The organism is Sporomusa malonica, from assembly GCF_900176355.1.
In the GTDB taxonomy this organism is placed as follows: Bacteria; Bacillota; Negativicutes; order Sporomusales; family Sporomusaceae; genus Sporomusa; species Sporomusa malonica.
Map to the genome: position 1 here is coordinate 61,587 of NZ_FWXI01000017.1, position 16,129 is coordinate 77,715.

Here is a 16,129-nt window from a genome sequence, read left to right on the forward strand (position 1 = left end):
CTCATTTAGTCGTCCAGTAGAATTTTTAACATTTTATCGCGATGGTTAGTAAACTCTTTCATAATCAAATAATGCTCTGTTTGCTCGTAATCCAGCTGTCTCATGCCGGACTGGGTAAGTTGTATGATCATGCTGTCTGGATACGCCATAATTATCGGGGAATGTGTCGCAATAATAAGTTGCGAGTTTTGTTGAACCAATTCGTGAATACGAGTAATCAGTGCCATTTGCCGTACAGGTGATAAAGCCGCTTCTGGTTCATCCAGAATATACAGCCCATTGCCACCCAATCTGTTTTGAAACACAGCAAAAAAAGATTCTCCATGAGACATCTGATGCAGAGATTTGCCGCCATATGATGTAATAATTTGATTGCCCGGGCCGCCAGTCGCATCAAGTTGCTCAATCGTTGTTGCCAGATTATAAAAACTCTCTGCCCGGAGAAAAAATCCGTCACGCGGGCGCTTTATTCCTTTAACTAACCTTACATATTCATTAAGCTCGGAGTGGGAGGCCTGCGTAGTAAAGGTAAAATTAGCGGTTCCGCCTTCGGCATTAAAACCCCAGGCAACTGCGACCGCCTCCAGCAAGGTAGACTTGCCTGTCCCATTTTCTCCTACAATAAATGTTACCCGCGGATGAAATTCCAGTTCATGTAAATCACAAAGGGCTGGCAAACAAAACGGATACTCATCAAATCGTGCGACCTTATCCCGCAATAGCTGAACACTGCGAATATATTGCTGAGCTTTATGCAACATACTGTCACACACCCATAACCTGCACTCGGCTGTGCCGGACAAGTGCCCATACTTTGGCAGTAATATTAATAAACCCTTCCTTATGAGTGTCCGGACTGAACTGATCCATGGTTGCCACCTCTTAACTTTGTGCTTTTGTTGACGACAGTACCACCGTCCTCAAGGCTACTACGGGAGCCTTAGAGCAGGTTAGTCATCGGATAAAAAAGTTGCCTAGATGCTGCAGTAGTATATAATAAAAGAAATATAATATACATATAGGGTGATTTTATGAGCTTTAATGATAAGGTCTATGAATTTGTCCGTCAAATTCCTGAAGGAAAGGTTGCTTCTTATGGTCAGATTGCTTTCATGACTGGGAGCTGGCGAGCCTCCCGCGCGGTGGGTTATGCGCTGCACCGCAATCCCTACCAAGGGAAAGTCCCTTGCCACAGAGTGGTTTTTAAAGATGGCAGACTCGCAACAGGCTTTGTATTTGGCGGTAAGGATGTACAACGACAATTGCTTGAGTCAGAGGGCGTGGAGTTTACCGCCGACGGGCGTGTGGCTATGGATAAATGTTGCTGGCAGCCTGATCAGGGCTGCTGCTGCCCCTGATATTCAAACTCTGGCGTACCACCCAAATGGTAATAGTACTCCATTAACTCCAATGTCCGCTCCCGCAAGCGGTCTTTCTGAGCGCGAAGCTCCTGGATACCGCCTAATGTACCCAGTTTCCGGTCATTTAGCAAGCTAGCACGTACAAATTCTGTTTCATTAATATGCCACTGCAGCCAGCCGACCTGGGCATCTACAAGCATGTCTTTCTGCTGACGGTCAAGCTTAGATAGTAGTTTTTGATACACAGCGTTTAGTTCTTTGTCCCATAGTTTTACGTACTTTCCTTCCAACTCGGCATAGTCCATCGTAGTGTAAGCCGCTTTCTGTTCAATCAGGTAGTCTCTGTCAAGGAAATTTTGCGCCATCTGTTTCGAAAAATTGCCAGAATAATCATAAGCTCCGCTTTTCGCAGAAACAACGCCGCCCCAGCTTAGCAGCAGACAAATCAGCAGTGCACTGGTCACTTTGATTACATTTTTATACATCTACTCTCTCCGCCTTTCCCTGAGTCATTTTTTTTTGCGGGACCCGGACGTCTAAGGATTTTTCTCTTAATACCGTTTTTATCATTGCCTGCGCATTTAATCGAAAGGCATTGACCGGCTGCTCCAGCCTGCTTTGTTCATCGCGAAAGGCCTTTTCATATTCGGCTAAAATCTTGGCTTCAGTATATCCTTGTTCAGATAAATGAAGAATAAAAGCTTTTGTTTCTTCTATCGCCGAGATACAGTTTTCCCAGTAGCCTAACATATCCTCTTTACTTACCTGACCAAAGTGCGGCGAAATGATGTGACGGGGATTTGTTGCCTGACATTTATAAGCGGAAGCAATGGCCTCAGAATAACTGGTTATAAAGGCAGAATAAATCTTTCCTGATTTACTCATGCAGCCTGTCGTTTCGCATGGAAATAACGTCTCATTGTCAATTAAAAATGACAATGAGCATTTAGTGTGACCGGGGGTTTCTAGCACCCTAATACTTGATCCGCCTAAATCCAGTATATCTCCATCACGGATGCATTCATCCACCTTCAGCAGCTCATCGTCATATTCCGTTAAGACACCAGAACCATAAATCGTGGCAGCCTGCCTGCCAAGCTCTTTAATCGTCTTTAATGCATTTTGCCTGGTCAAAATTCTTTTGGCATGTTCGGCTCCATAAACCTTACTATTAGGCCACTCCTCTTTCAAATAAGGGATAGCACCGATGTGGTCATAGTGGGAATGGCTGATAAGAATATAATTTAGTGCCCTATTATTGAGGGCCTGCTTGATATTGCTGATTAAATTTGCTGCACAATATCCCATACCACAATCAATTAATGCTGTTTTTTCTTCCCCCACTATTAAAAAGGAGATGCCGCCTTGGCCACCTGTTACATCCACAACATTATTCATTCATCATCACCTATTGTCACTTGCAATTTTTGAAATACACTGGAACTCATAATTCCAGGTAAATAAGCCAGTATCTTACTCTTAATTGAACATAACCTGAACCTTGAGGTCAGTATATCATTTTTGGCGGCAGCTAGCGACCTTTTTTATTTAATATTTTGTTTGACATAATTGGTTATAATTGATACATTCTTACTTAATATTAATTATAACCATATTATAGTTACAGTCTAGGGAGGGGCATATACCTGTGAAGCAAAAAGACATAAAGATTGTAGTCTCTGGCGATATATGCGTAAATGTACATCAATGGACAACAAGATACCAATGCAAGTCCGGGTTTAACTGGCAGTATTTTCCGCAATTGCACCACAATGTAAAGAGTGGCGCCGCATTGTTGCTGGCAAAGTTTGTCTCCTTAGCAACAGGAGCGGCCATCTGTTCACCCCGCATCCAAATTAACGGCGAGAGCTTGCCGCCGGAAATTCTGCGTTCCACTTTGGAACTAGAGCTTTTTCCTGTAACCAATCTTGAAAAAGATACCAGTAAAGTATATCGAATAGCCAATTTTCTTGGCTTTACCGGACCGGTTTCCGGCTTACCGGCATTGCTCCCGATTGTCGATGATGCTGTAAATGCCGGGCTGGTTATACTGGATGATAACAATGACGGTTTTAATTTACACGAAGAATACTGGCCTCTCGCCTTAAAGTCACCTGATACATCACCGATTGTTATTTATAAAACAAATAATCCCACCAGCTCAAATCCCCTTTGGAAGCAAATAGAGAACTTCCATCTGAATAATACAATTGTGGTTATCTATGGCAATGACTTACGGGCCAAAGGAGTTAATATAAGTAAAGGTCTTTCCTGGGAAAAAACTGCGTTGGACTTTGTCTGGCAGATTAATAATAACCCCAATCTCACCTTTCTCGCCAAAGCCTGTCATCTCGTCGTACCGCTTGGGCTGGAAGGTGCTATATATTATCAAAATGACGGAGCAGCAGCCGAATCCCGGTTATTCTTTATGACAAATGAATTTGAGGGCAGTTTCATCAAAGAATCCCAAGGCAAAATGTACGGGCTTGCGTCCTGTTTTGTAGCCGGCCTCGCTCATAGTATTGTTGCCGGAATGCACGTCCAGGAAGAGCTAGGCAAGTCAATTGCGGAAGGAATTCGCGAAGGGATTGTTGCTGCCCAAAAATACTATACTTACGGTTTTGGCGCAAATGTCGAGAAAAGCGAATTTCCCAATCCCTTACTCTTTGTTGAAGGCGAGAATGATTTTATCTATAAAGAGCAGATACAGGATGTGCCGATTCGCAATTCAAATAACCCAAAATGCCAGGCCTGCTGGTACATAATTAAGGATAAAAGCTCCACTGGTTTGTCCGAGATTGCATATGACATCGTAAAAAATGGAGAAAAAAGCGCGCTTAAATTCATTCCAATTGCCAAGTTCGGTAATTTAATCACAGTAGACAGAACAGAAATTGAGAGCTATCGCAGCATTAAAAACTTAATCCTGGAATATATTTCTGCCAAAAACATTGTCCGCCCACTATCCATCGCTGTGTTTGGAACCCCGGGCTCCGGAAAGTCGTTTGGCGTTACAGAGGTTGCTTCCAGTATTGCTCCCAATTTGATTCAAAAACTGAACTTTAATCTTTCACAGCTGCAAAGCCTGCCTGACTTAATTGCCGCCTTTCACAAAGTGCGGGATCTTTCCCTTGAGGGTAAACTTCCCCTTGTCTTCTTTGACGAGTTTGATTCATCCTTTAACGGACATCTGGGCTGGTTAAAATATTTTCTGGCACCGATGCAGGACGGAGTATTCCGTGAAGGAGATTCCCTGCATCCGCTTGGTAGAGCTATTTTCGTTTTTGCCGGAGGCACGAGCAATACCTTTACTGAGTTTTGCGGCGAAACGCTTCACGATGAGTCAGAGTACAAACAATTTTTTAAGCAGTTTCAAAGTGCCAAAGGGCCGGACTTTGTCAGCCGCCTGCGCGGCTATGTCAATATTTTAGGGCCAAACCAAACAGATGAGCATGGGGATCACTTATTTATCATTCGCAGAGCCATGTTACTCCGTTCACTGTTAGAACGCAAAACACCGCATCTTATCAATGAACGCAGGCAAGCTCAAATCGATGACGGGGTGCTGCGTGCCCTTCTTAAAGCACCAAGATATAAGCATGAATCAAGATCAATGGAAGCCATCTTAGAGATGAGCAGGCTGTCAAATGCGAGAAAATGGGAGCAATCCCATCTGCCCCCCAAGGAGCAGTTAAAACTCCATGTAGATGAAGAGCAGTTTTCACGTCATCTAATGCAAGATGCATTTTATAGTGAAAAAATCGAACAGCTGGCCATGGATCTTCATAATAAATATGTTCTCCTGCGCGAAGAACCTCACAACCCGAATGTATGCTGCATCCAGCCCTGGGATGAGCTGAATGAAGACCGCAAAAATTCTGCCCGCAATCTGATAAAGCATATCCCTAGCGCCTTGCGTAAAATAAACTATGACGTTGTCTCTGTAAAGGATAAGCCGGAAGCAATTGAGTTTACGGAGAGGGAATTGCAGATATTGGCAGAATATGAGCATAAACGCTGGTCTCTGGAAAAGAAGGAAGCCGGCTGGAAATATTGCGACACACTGGATGAGCAGAAAAAATTGCATCCTTTCTTGATCCCCTGGGACAGTTTAACTACCGTATTCCAAAACAAGCTTATTGAAAATGTTAAATACTGGCCTGTGGTTCTGACAAACTCAAACTTTGCGATTGAGCGGCTTAAGTCTTTATGCTATTGCGAAGCTCAACAGCTCGAACAATAGCATAAACAAGTCACAGCTTGCGAGCCTTTGGCAATGTTGGAAGTCAATGTAACAGGATAAAAAATGCCCTGCAGTTTATTCGGTTATAAACTGCAGGGCATAATTATATGTTTAACTACCGCTCTTCCCGGTTATAAGGAATACCCAGCGCTTCTGGTGCAGCCACCCGCCGCTTTTTTGTCTCCCGGGTAACAACAATTAAAACAATGATGGTAATGGCGTAAGGCAGCATCTTAAGAAAAAAAGACGGTATGAGAATCCCAAAGTTTTGCATATGAAAACCCAGTACGTCGATTGTACCAAATAAAAAACTACCAAGAAAGGCTTTGATCGGATGCCAGGTGGCAAATATCACGAGGGCCACAGCAATCCAGCCACGGCCTGCTGTCATGTTCTCAAGCCAGGAGGGTGCATAAGCTAAGGACAAATACGCTCCTGCCATGCCGGCAAGCATCCCGCCGATAACAACGAAAAGATAACGTACTGCAAACACGTTAATCCCGGCAGTGTCGGCTGCCCCCGGATTCTCACCTACGGCTCTCAGCTCAAGCCCTTTTCGTGTACGGAATAAGAAAAACCACAGGAAGGCTACCAAACCATAGCTAAGATAAACAAGCGCGTCGTGTTGAAATAGGATTGTGCCAATGACCGGAATCTGGCCGAGCCCTGGTAAGGCAAAAGTTTTAAAGGTGTTGGTCAAAGGAACACCAATCAGGGATTTACCGATATAACCACTTAAGCCGGTTCCAAAAATGGTCAACGCCAGACCGCTAACAACCTGGTTCGCCCGAAGAGTAATAGTTAAAAAGGCGTGGATGAGGGCCATTACCCCCCCGGCAACTACGGCGGCCAGCAAACCTAGCCAGGGATCAGCGGTGTGCATAGCAACCATAAAGCCGGTAACCGCCCCCACCAACATCATTCCCTCGACACCAAGGTTCAATACACCGGCAAGCTCGGTAACCATTTCCCCTAAAGCGGCGAGGAGAATGGGCGTGCCAGCAATGATTCCTGTAGCCAATATAGCGACCCAGACTGATTGCTCCATCATGAACTCCTCCCTTTCTTAGGCCCGGTTAACCGATACTGTACAAAGATTTCTCCGCCAACCACAAAGAACAAGATAGCTCCCTGCAGCATGGCTACCGTCGCAGCCGGAAACCCGCTAGTTTGAATACTAAAGCCGCCGACCAACAGCCCGCCAAAAACAAAGGATACTAGAACAATGGCAAAGGGATGAAGTCGGGCCAGCCACGCAATGATAATAGCAGAATAACCATACCCTGGTGAAATTCCATGTTGGAGTCGTTGAGTAATACCTGAAACCTCAGTCATACCCGCTAGGCCAGCCAAACCACCGCTAACAAACATGACCAACAGGATATTTCTTACATGATTCATTCCCGCGTACTGGGCCGCGGCAGCACTCTCCCCGCTCACCCGAATCTCAAACCCCCAACGGGTGTACCGCAATACAATATAGACTACAAATACCGCCAGCAATGCCAATACGATTCCCCAATGAATACGGGTAACCCCGAAAGCAGGTAGAATTGCGCCCTCGGAAAAAGGCGCGGTAATGGGAAAACCGAGCCCCTTCGGATCTTTCCATGGACCATAAACCAGGTAATCCACCCAGAGTATACCAATATAGTTGAGCAGTAACGTCGTTATTGTCTCATTGACTTTAAAATAGGCCCGGGGAATAGCCGGTAATAGTCCCCATAATCCTCCCATGAGAAACCCTGCCAAAAGCATAGCAGGTATTAGCAGCCAAGCCGGCCACTGGGGATAGGTCAGGGCTACCCAAGTCGCACCAAAGGCTCCCATATAGAGTTGTCCTTCTGCGCCGATGTTCCACAGCTGCATGCGAAATGCCAGCGAAACGGCTAAACTGGCAAAAATGAGCGGCACTGCCTTTACAACTGTCTCAGAAAGTCCATAAACTGACCCAAAAGCCCCTGTAAACATCAACTGGTACACCTGAAGCGGATCTTTACCTGTCAGTGCAATAAATACACCGGCAAACGCCAGACCGATAACGATCGACAAGAGAGGCACTGCCACTATCATATGTTTCGAGACTGTGTCCCGTTTTTCAAACCGCATTATTCGTCACCCTCTTCTCCCCAGCCATCATCAGTCCCACATCTTCAACCGATACCTCATGGGGATTGACAACTCCCATTAAAACGCCCCGGTGAAGCACCGCTAACCGGTCTGACAAAGCAAACAATTCATCAAGTTCCTCTGAAATAAGTAAAATTGCTTTACCGGCAGCCCGCTCTTTAAGCAGTAACTGACGTACCGTATCCATGGCTCCCACATCCAGCCCACGCATTGGATACACAACTACCAGCAGGCGAGGATCTGCCGTAATTTCCCGGGCTAACAATAGCTTCTGCAGGTTTCCTCCTGACATCATCCTGACAGGATTAGCTATGTTTGCAATTTTTATTTCAAAACTTTGAATGGCCTGCTGAGTCTCTGCAAGGGCTGCTTTCCAGTTAATAAGCCAGCCGTTTTTTGCATAGCTCTTTAGTACATAGTTGTCTACCGCATCTAGGCCAGGAACCAACCCAGTTCCCAGTCGATCTTCTGGCACATAGCTAACACCGGCTTCTATGAACTCTTTAGGACCGCCTGCCGAAAGGTCAATTCCCTTAACCAGCCGCCTGCCTGCCTCCAGGTTTCGTAGCCCGGTCGCCACCTCTGCCAGTTCACTTTGGCCATTTCCGGCTACGCCGGCGATCCCCAAAATTTCTCCTTCATGAATGTCGAGCGATAGTTCCTTGATAGCTAACTGACCCCGATTATTTAAACAGGAAATTTGGTCCAGTTCTAATAATTTCTCGCCTAGTACGACCGGATTCTTGGTATAGTCAACAGTCACGCTCTTTCCAACCATCATTCGGGTTAACAACTGTTCATTGGCCATTTCAGTTCTGGTTTGGCCTACCGACTTGCCACCGCGGAGAACGGTGATGGCATCAGTTCCTTCCAGCACCTCACTCAGCTTATGCGAAATAACAATAATGGCCTTCCCTTGTCTAGCCATCAGCCTGAGTGTCCGGTACAGGTCGCTTGCTTCCTGCGGAGTCAATACCGCTGTCGGTTCATCCAAGATCAAGATCTCGGCCCCGCGGAACAAAGCCTTGAGAATCTCTACACGTTGCTGTTCTCCCACGGTTAATTGCCATACCTTGGCAGCAGGGTCAATATGCAAACCATATTTCTGACAAAATTCTCCGACTTGTTTCTCAACATTGTTCTTGTTGAAGATTCCTCCCTGGCCCCGAAGGCCAAGTGTAATGTTTTCAGCTACTGTAAAGGATTTAATCAGTTTAAAATGTTGGTGAACCATGCCGATGCCATAGGCGACAGCACCTTTCGGAGAACGAAGGTCGACCTTTTTTCCGTAAAGATAAATATCCCCTTCATCTGGTTGGTATAGACCAGTCAAAATGCTCATGAGCGTGCTTTTCCCTGCCCCATTCTCTCCAAGCAGCGCATGAATTTCGCCTTTATTAATAGTTAAGCTGACGCTATCATTTGCAATTACTCCTGGAAACCGTTTAGTTACATTTATCATTTCCACCATTGGAATTGCCACTACACTAACCACCCTTCTGGATTAACTTGATCCTTGGCGGCGGGCACTTTAGTCAAATGCCCACCGCCAATCATCCAGCTTCTCCATAGAGCCTGTATTTGTTCAGTACTTGTGCTCTTAACATCAGAGAAGGCCGTTTCTATTACAAAACGGCCTCCACAGCTCTCTATTTCGAAATGGTTCCTTCTACACCTTGTACAAACCAGTTAAACTCAAGCATTTCCTTATCAGCCATTTTTTGATTGGCTTGAACTTTTACATTACCTTGCTGGTCTTTAATAGGGCCTGTAAATACATCCCACTGTCCCTTAACGATTTCGTCTTTCTTCTTGGCGATCATAGTTTTGGTATCTTCGGCAACCATTGGCCCATAAGGTCCAAGGTCAACGATGTTATCAGACATAGGTCCCCAATATTGCTCAGACTTCCAGGTTTTATCCAGGACGGATTTAACTGTCTTCACGTAATAGGGTCCCCAGTTCCACACCGGACCAGTCAAAATAGCTTTGGGAGCAAAGTTGCGCATATCGGTGTTATACGATACTGCAAATTTACCTTTTTCTTCTGCTGCTTGCATCGGAGCAGGAGTGTCTTGATGCATAGTGATCACGTCAGCCCCTGTATCAAGCAGGCTCTTAGCGGCATCCTTTTCAGTAGCTGGATTGTACCAGGTATTGGTCCAGACTACTTTTACCTTGGCATCAGGGTTGACGGCTTGTACGCCCAGGGTAAACGCGTTGATACCACGCACAACTTCGGGGATCGGGAAGGCGGCTACGTAACCGATGGTATTGCTTTTGGTTTGTTTGCCGGCGGCAATACCCGATAAGTAGCGGGCCTGATACATTCTACCGAAATATGTTCCTACGTTATTGGCTGTTTTAAAGCCGGAGCAGTGTAAGAATGTAACATCGGGGAATTTCTGAGCTACTTTTTGCACATAATCCATGTAACCGAAGCTAGTAGCAAAAATGATTTTATTGCCCTTCATTGCAAGTTCTGTGAGTACCCGCTCTGCATCAGCCCCTTCGGGAACTGACTCAACAAACGTGGTCTCAATATTGGGCATGTCTTTTTCTAATTGCTTACGCCCTTGATCATGAGCATATGACCATCCCGCATCGCCAACCGGCCCAACATAAATAAATGCTACCTTCACCTTTTCCGCTTTTGCGGGCTGGTTTTCCGTCGGCTTTTGTCCACCACACCCTGCGATCAGGATGGCTAAGACCAATAGCGCAACCAGCAACAACAGTCCAGTCTTCCGTTTTCCCTGCATTGTCACCATATCTCCTCCTGTTAAAATACGATTGCCACTCGCTCTATGTAAAGGATTAACCCAGAGCAGCCCCCAAAAATACAAAAAACCAGGCAAGACAAGTCAGCACTCAACCTTGAGAGCGGACCTCCTGCCGGGCTTTTCCACGGTTTCCCATAGAATAGGATTCTTCCACTCATAGTAAGGGCATTTACGGTTCCCTTGTAGAAACTCCCAGACCATATCTCCAGGATTATACGAGCCAGTATTCAAGTACAAATTAAAATCAAAATATCTGTTTTCGCATTTGAGTATACCGCATAATATGGCAAATGTCTATAGATATTATCAAGAATTTGGTAACAGGGTCATCAAGTATTCTTTCCACTACTTTGGGAATTATCAGTAGTCTTCTTGGAGTCTGTCGGCATTCAAAAATATTATAACCGCATAAGCGAGTCAATAAGCAAAGCTAGGACTATTGTCCTATGTATTCAATTCATTTATTATACGATATGATTTATAAGAAGAGTATAGGAGGATGGAGGATGGTAATAGAACTACAGACAATGAACGATGCGATTAATCAGATTTGTCTGCTTAAAACCACAATGGCTAAACGGGGATACACGGAAGAGGAAGTAGCGTCGTTTACCCATAACATAATTGGACATAAGTCAATTGATGAGTTGAATATTCATGAGTGTGATGATTTGATTTGTTACTTGGATATTTATTTATCATTTGATAAGAAACTAAGAGCTTAGTTGAAGCGTCCTCCAGGGCGCTTTTCTTTATGCCCATCGCCAAGCGATGGACTATTATTTTTTAAGGGGGCCATATTCTCCGGTTATGGCCGAATTAACAAAGAATTAACAGATTAAGTACCGTGACTTTATTATACTTAACATAGAAACGCTAAGACACTTGGAGAGGTTAAGTAGTTATGCTAATACACACCAAAAAGCACAAAATGTTATCGAATACCTCGATTCGATCTGCCCTGGTACTTATCGTTCTTCTGATAGGATTTACCCTTGCAGCTTCTATCTATTTGAATACTTTTACGAATGATATGTACGAAATTAGAAAAACCGAGCTGCAACATATAGTGTCCTTAGCCCAAAACGCCATCAAGCCCATTCTTGCCCGGAAACACCTTGGAGAAATAAGCCTCGGTGATGCACGTCTGCAAGCAGCAGAGATTATTAACCGTTTTATTTACTTTGATGAAATGGGCCCCAATTATGTCTTTCTTGCCTCCTATGAAGGCTACACCCTCGTAAATCCACTTGAACCTGATACTGTGGGTACTTACGAGATGCAGCGCCAAGACCTTGACGGTTTAATGATCACGAAAGAACTGCTCCAAACAGCTAAGTCAGGCGGAGGATTTGTCCTCTATTACGAATCCCGAACCCCAGGTGAAATTCCGCAAAAAAAGCTATCTTTTGTTATCGGCCTGCCAGAGATTGAATGCTATCTGGGAACAGGTATGTATGTCGGGGATATCGACCGTACCTACAACGCTCTTTTAGAAAAATTGCTTTTCTCAGGGATCATAATCTTAGTTATAATAGGCTTCCTTCAATATTATTTCATGCGCCCGCTTCTCTACGGATTTAACACTCTGCTAAGGGCGTTTGGTGACTTTCGGGCAAATCCCAAATCTCAACCTATTATTAGTCGGCAGTCGTACGCCAACGGAACCGAAGCGGATGTTCTTATAAATAGTTTTCTTGAACTAACCAATGAGTTACTGATACATCGGAAAAACATCGAAAAAAGTGAAGAAAAATTTAGGTTAGCCGCCCAGTCTGCAAATGATGTAATATGGGATTGGGATGCAGACAAGAGAGAAACCTCGTGGTCTGATAAGATGAGAGACATCTTGGGTCATTATCCAGATGGAAAAAATGCGCATTTCGAAATAATTGAGGATTGGATTCATGCCGATGATCGCCAACGCCGCCGTCTAGCGCTTTTAGAGCATTTTACCGAAAAAAGTGAATTCTATCTTTGCGAATATCGTATAATCATACCATTTACAAGCGAAAGACGCTGGCTGCTAGCTAAAGGCAAATCCGTACAGAACAGCGAGGGAGTGCTAGTACGCATAGTTGGCACATTGACTGATATAACTGAACCTAAGCTTCGTGATGAGCAAATTTACCATCTAGCCTATTATGATTCACTAACTAATCTGCCAAATAGGTCTTACCTTACTGAACGACTTTCGGCCGAGCTGGAGGCCTCCGCAATGGGAGATGTGGCTGGTGCACTTATGTTCCTCGATCTAAATGAGTTTAAAAGAGTAAATGATCTATTTGGTCACTCCCGTGGTGACCAATTATTAGTACATGTGGCCAATCGATTGGGGTCTGTACTAGGAGACCGTGGGTTACTCTTACGGCTCGGCGGAGATGAGTTTGTTATCCTTGCTCCGAACCTCTCAGGAGCTGCTGCTGAAGCTCTTGCTCAAGAAATTGTTAACGAGAGCACCTATCCTTATAGCTACCAAGATGAGACCTTCTTCGTCTCTGTCAGCATCGGTATCGCCCTCTATCCTGAAGATGGTTGTGATCCTGATACATTGTTAGTTAAGGCTGACACAGCTATGTATCACGTGAAAGAATCCCCGTCCAAGGGCTACTCCCGGTTTCACCCTTCCATGCAAGAAGTGGCTCTCAAAAAGATCCGGCTAGAAAACTTATTGTCAAAAGCCATTGACCGTAATGAGCTAGAGGTTTATTATCAACCCCAAATTGACCTGGTAAGTAACCGTCCAGTAAGTATTGAGGCCTTATTACGCTGGCAAAGACCGGGTAAAGGACACACCCAACCAGCTGATTTTATCCCAATAGCTGAAGAAAGCGGACTGATTATACCCATTGGTGCCTGGGTGCTAATACAAGCCTGCAATTTTTGCCGTCATCTTCACAGTCTAGGACTCGAGGATATATACGTTACTGTGAACATTTCGACCAAACAAGTAGAACAGCCAAACTTTATTAGAACTGTTGAAGATATTCTTGCCGAAACAGGCTTACACCCTCACCAGCTTGAGCTTGAAATCACGGAATCATTGTTCATGAACTCTTTTGATGCCTGTATTCAGAAGTTTAATCAGTTAAAAGCTATGGGATTAAGGCTGGCATTGGATGATTTTGGAACCGGTTATTCCTCATTAACCTATTTGCGACACCTCCCGATTGATACCCTGAAAATGGACAAAGACTTTTTACAAGAACTCCATACCGAGAATTTTTCTATCGTTGAAGCCATCATTAGGTTAGCCCATATTCTTAACATCAAGGTTGTTGCCGAAGGCGTGGAAGTACCCGAACATGTCAGTTTTTTATGTAATGTTCTCTGCGATCGAGCCCAGGGTTACCTTTTCTGCAAACCAGTTAGTGAACAAGAAGTCATCGATTTTTTATCTCAATTTCAACGAGTTGCTGCGTCTACATCAAAGTAAAATAGCTGGCTCCTGCCAGCTATTTAGCATATACCTTTCGAAACCGTTCCACTCTCTGCATCCTCCGGGTTACTAGCGGGGAATAGCTACTAATTCTAGCTGTTTTGCAGTTTCTCGTATAATATCATAGTCGCGATCATCGGCAGGTACAAATCCTTTAACAAGATCTTGACCATATATCCCTAACGCTTCCTTGTCTTCTTTAGCCACGTTTAGGAAGGAATGTTTAATTTTTTCTAACAGAGTTGGGTTTATTCCCTCTCTATACGCCCAAACAGAACCAGGAATATTAGCCGACGTATAGATAATTCGATAATCTTTCTCCCCGATAATACCCTTTTCTCTAAGGCTGAATAAAACAGCATCAGATACGGCAGAGGCATCCACGGTTCTTTTTTTTACAGCCAATATCGCAGAGTCATGCGTATTGGTAAAAATCACCTCTGACATATCCTTTTCGACATCAACCCCGTGTTGCCTTAATATCGCTTTGGGAATTAAATGTCCGGAAGTAGAACTTCGGTCAGTAAATGCTAGGCGACGACCAATCAGTTGTTCTACCGAGCTGATTGGACTTTCCGGATGAACAATAATTACACTATGATAGACTGTTCCTGTACGAATATTGTCCTCGACTGCGAAAGCTCTTGCCATGGCTCTATCGTGTGCAAGTACGTATGAAAAAGGGCCAAACCAGGCAATATCTAAATTTCCTTTAGCCATTTCATTTATAATGCCATTGTAATCATGAGAAACGAAAAGTTCTACTTTCCAATTAGTCTTTTTCTCTAAATAGGTTATTAGCTTATCAAATTGATCTCGGGTCTTTGCAACACTTTCGACAGGCACTGCTCCAATCCGTAAAACAGGACGCAAATCAGCGATATTGGCTTTGCTAGATTCATGAAATCCATAAGCTCCTAAAATGATAATCGCAGCAGTTAATAAAATCACCAAGAAAACGGTTAGATGTTTATAGTTCATCTCATTGTCCGTCCTCCAATTCACAATAAAATCGTGTTCGTATTTATTGTACCAAAAGAGTTGCAGCTCTTTTGTTAAGTATTAATTAACTTATTACTGTTTATCCGGTCTCACTAAATTTTGACACGGAAGTGAGCTGCAAGATATTCAAAAACTCGTGTAAATTGTAATTATTGATAACAATTTTAAGGAGGATTGCCATATATTGTCGTAGAATATATTTAAAAACCATATAAGGGAGGATGACAATGAATAAACATCGCTGGATCCTCAAAGAAAGCTGGTCTGTGGAACAGGGACAGAGACTTATCTTTAAAGACTCCCCGGGAAATATACATATGATTGATGCAACAATTACTAAAGATACTGACGAAGTTATTAGTAAGGTTCAAGCTGAACGATGGTCCACAAGCGAGTTACTACATTTCTTAAACCAATACTCAAATACCGCATAAGCAAAAAACAAAGATCTCGTTTACCTTACAACGAGATCTTTGTTTTTTCACTTTTCTCTAGGCAACATCTCTGTTTCCAGAATTGACGAGACTTATTGTTTACTAGCATACTCTCTAGCCGTAAAATAAAGATTAGCTGATTAAGCTCGATTTTTTTCTTCAACTCAGGTATAGAAAAAAAACTAATCTTGTCAATCTCTGGGAATAGCTCCTCTTGTCCCGAATTAGGTGGCCATTCCAACTTAAACATATTGCTTTGCACTGGCAACGTGGTGTCACAATCACCCTCAAAAGCCCAGGCGTGAATAGTTCTTCCATGATGACCTTTCGTACTTCCAAGGTAGATCAAATTGGCTACAGGAGGAGCAAAGCCTGTTTCTTCTCTAAATTCACGAAAAGCTCCTGCTAGGATGGTTTCTCCAGCTTCGACGTGCCCTTTCGGAATCCCCCAGTATCGATCATCTTTATCGCAATAATATGGCCCACCCGGATGTGCTAACAATACTTCTAACTGCCTGTTCTTAATCCTATACATTAACAAACCTGCACTCAACCTATTTTGCATAGAGCATCACTCCTTTCCTGCCTACTACCTTAATCTAAAACTATACTACTATTTTATAGTAGCATGTGTGCAAAAAAATAAGTTAAAGCAGTGTTAATTCTAGCTTAAAAAGGAAGAAGTCCTTTGCTTTCAACAGAAAAACAAGAAGCGCTAAACTATAGGCAACAAGCCA

14 protein-coding genes and 1 riboswitch are annotated in these 16,129 nt (G+C 43.8%); of the genes, 5 read left to right on the forward strand and 9 right to left on the reverse strand.

Annotated elements, in window-relative coordinates; genetic code table 11:
* Positions 1–5 precede the first annotated feature (5 nt).
* Entirely contained in the window at positions 6–761 is a 756-nt protein-coding gene (locus B9A22_RS17435; protein ID WP_084577226.1) for an AAA family ATPase, read from the reverse strand.
* A 270-nt stretch (positions 762–1,031) separates the two neighbouring features.
* Between B9A22_RS17435 and B9A22_RS17440 the strand changes: the two genes are divergently transcribed.
* Complete coding sequence (locus B9A22_RS17440) at positions 1,032–1,358, forward strand: MGMT family protein (protein WP_084577227.1); 327 nt, start codon at positions 1,032–1,034, stop codon at positions 1,356–1,358.
* On the opposite strand, the gene B9A22_RS17445 is transcribed toward B9A22_RS17440, so the two are convergent.
* Both B9A22_RS17445 and B9A22_RS17450 read right to left on the reverse strand, forming a co-directional pair.
* A complete protein-coding gene (locus B9A22_RS17445) occupies positions 1,337–1,846 on the reverse strand; it encodes a lysozyme inhibitor LprI family protein (RefSeq protein ID WP_084577228.1) in 510 nt (169 codons plus the stop codon). The two genes, B9A22_RS17440 and B9A22_RS17445, sit on opposite strands and share 22 nt — an antisense overlap.
* Positions 1,839–2,759 carry an MBL fold metallo-hydrolase gene (locus B9A22_RS17450; RefSeq protein WP_084577229.1) on the reverse strand — a complete coding sequence of 307 codons (921 nt, stop codon included), beginning with the start codon at positions 2,757–2,759 and terminating at the stop codon, positions 1,839–1,841. The genes B9A22_RS17445 and B9A22_RS17450 overlap by 8 nt, the downstream gene beginning before the upstream one ends.
* Before the next feature lie 250 nt (positions 2,760–3,009).
* On the opposite strand from B9A22_RS17450, the gene B9A22_RS17455 reads away from it, so the two are divergent.
* The gene (locus tag B9A22_RS17455) at positions 3,010–5,604 is read left to right on the forward strand and encodes a RyR domain-containing protein (protein ID WP_084577230.1); all 2,595 of its coding nucleotides are present in this window, start codon (positions 3,010–3,012) and stop codon (positions 5,602–5,604) included.
* A gap of 115 nt (positions 5,605–5,719) precedes the next feature.
* On the opposite strand, the gene B9A22_RS17460 is transcribed toward B9A22_RS17455, so the two are convergent.
* The 4 genes from B9A22_RS17460 to B9A22_RS17475 all read right to left on the reverse strand — a co-directional run bounded on the left by B9A22_RS17460 (position 5,720) and on the right by B9A22_RS17475 (position 10,505).
* The gene (locus B9A22_RS17460; protein WP_217805978.1) at positions 5,720–6,655 is read right to left on the reverse strand and encodes an ABC transporter permease; all 936 of its coding nucleotides are present in this window, start codon (positions 6,653–6,655) and stop codon (positions 5,720–5,722) included.
* Entirely contained in the window at positions 6,652–7,713 is a 1,062-nt protein-coding gene (locus B9A22_RS17465; protein WP_084577232.1) for an ABC transporter permease, read from the reverse strand. The genes B9A22_RS17460 and B9A22_RS17465 overlap by 4 nt, the downstream gene beginning before the upstream one ends.
* Positions 7,703–9,217: an ABC transporter ATP-binding protein gene (locus B9A22_RS17470; protein WP_217805979.1), complete on the reverse strand. Its 1,515-nt coding sequence runs from the start codon at positions 9,215–9,217 to the stop codon at positions 7,703–7,705. The genes B9A22_RS17465 and B9A22_RS17470 overlap by 11 nt, the downstream gene beginning before the upstream one ends.
* 166 nt (positions 9,218–9,383) lie before the next feature.
* Positions 9,384–10,505, reverse strand: a complete 1,122-nt coding sequence (locus B9A22_RS17475; RefSeq protein ID WP_245824037.1) for a BMP family ABC transporter substrate-binding protein — start codon at positions 10,503–10,505, stop codon at positions 9,384–9,386.
* Between the two features lie 149 nt (positions 10,506–10,654).
* A riboswitch (purine riboswitch) is annotated at positions 10,655–10,756 on the reverse strand.
* A gap of 267 nt (positions 10,757–11,023) precedes the next feature.
* Between B9A22_RS17475 and B9A22_RS17480 the strand changes: the two genes are divergently transcribed.
* Together B9A22_RS17480 and B9A22_RS17485 are read left to right on the forward strand one after the other, a co-directional pair.
* Entirely contained in the window at positions 11,024–11,242 is a 219-nt protein-coding gene (locus tag B9A22_RS17480) for a hypothetical protein (RefSeq protein WP_084577233.1), read from the forward strand.
* A gap of 287 nt (positions 11,243–11,529) precedes the next feature.
* On the forward strand, positions 11,530–13,953 hold the full coding sequence (locus B9A22_RS17485; RefSeq protein ID WP_176215574.1) for an EAL domain-containing protein: 2,424 nt from the start codon (positions 11,530–11,532) through the stop codon (positions 13,951–13,953).
* 72 nt (positions 13,954–14,025) lie between these two features.
* On the opposite strand, the gene B9A22_RS17490 is transcribed toward B9A22_RS17485, so the two are convergent.
* Complete coding sequence (locus B9A22_RS17490; protein WP_084577235.1) at positions 14,026–14,937, reverse strand: phosphate/phosphite/phosphonate ABC transporter substrate-binding protein; 912 nt, start codon at positions 14,935–14,937, stop codon at positions 14,026–14,028.
* A 248-nt stretch (positions 14,938–15,185) separates the two neighbouring features.
* On the opposite strand from B9A22_RS17490, the gene B9A22_RS17495 reads away from it, so the two are divergent.
* Positions 15,186–15,392, forward strand: a complete 207-nt coding sequence (locus B9A22_RS17495) for a hypothetical protein (RefSeq protein ID WP_084577236.1) — start codon at positions 15,186–15,188, stop codon at positions 15,390–15,392.
* Between the two features lie 25 nt (positions 15,393–15,417).
* On the opposite strand, the gene B9A22_RS17500 is transcribed toward B9A22_RS17495, so the two are convergent.
* Positions 15,418–15,957: an NUDIX hydrolase gene (locus B9A22_RS17500; protein WP_084577237.1), complete on the reverse strand. Its 540-nt coding sequence runs from the start codon at positions 15,955–15,957 to the stop codon at positions 15,418–15,420.
* Positions 15,958–16,129 lie beyond the last annotated feature (172 nt).

Excerpts from the sequence above, each read along its gene's own strand:
- B9A22_RS17435 (WP_084577226.1), bottom strand. The coding sequence starts at position 761 with ATGTTGCATAAAGCTCAGCAATATATTCGCAGTGTTCAGCTATTGCGG.
- B9A22_RS17440 (WP_084577227.1), top strand. The coding sequence starts at position 1,032 with ATGAGCTTTAATGATAAGGTCTATGAATTTGTCCGTCAAATTCCTGAA.
- B9A22_RS17445 (WP_084577228.1), bottom strand. The coding sequence starts at position 1,846 with ATGTATAAAAATGTAATCAAAGTGACCAGTGCACTGCTGATTTGTCTG.
- B9A22_RS17450 (WP_084577229.1), bottom strand. The coding sequence starts at position 2,759 with ATGAATAATGTTGTGGATGTAACAGGTGGCCAAGGCGGCATCTCCTTT.
- B9A22_RS17460 (WP_217805978.1), bottom strand. The coding sequence starts at position 6,655 with ATGATGGAGCAATCAGTCTGGGTCGCTATATTGGCTACAGGAATCATT.
- B9A22_RS17465 (WP_084577232.1), bottom strand. The coding sequence starts at position 7,713 with ATGCGGTTTGAAAAACGGGACACAGTCTCGAAACATATGATAGTGGCA.
- B9A22_RS17475 (WP_245824037.1), bottom strand. The coding sequence starts at position 10,505 with ATGGTGACAATGCAGGGAAAACGGAAGACTGGACTGTTGTTGCTGGTT.
- B9A22_RS17480 (WP_084577233.1), top strand. The coding sequence starts at position 11,024 with ATGGTAATAGAACTACAGACAATGAACGATGCGATTAATCAGATTTGT.
- B9A22_RS17490 (WP_084577235.1), bottom strand. The coding sequence starts at position 14,937 with ATGAACTATAAACATCTAACCGTTTTCTTGGTGATTTTATTAACTGCT.
- B9A22_RS17495 (WP_084577236.1), top strand. The coding sequence starts at position 15,186 with ATGAATAAACATCGCTGGATCCTCAAAGAAAGCTGGTCTGTGGAACAG.
- B9A22_RS17500 (WP_084577237.1), bottom strand. The coding sequence starts at position 15,957 with ATGCAAAATAGGTTGAGTGCAGGTTTGTTAATGTATAGGATTAAGAAC.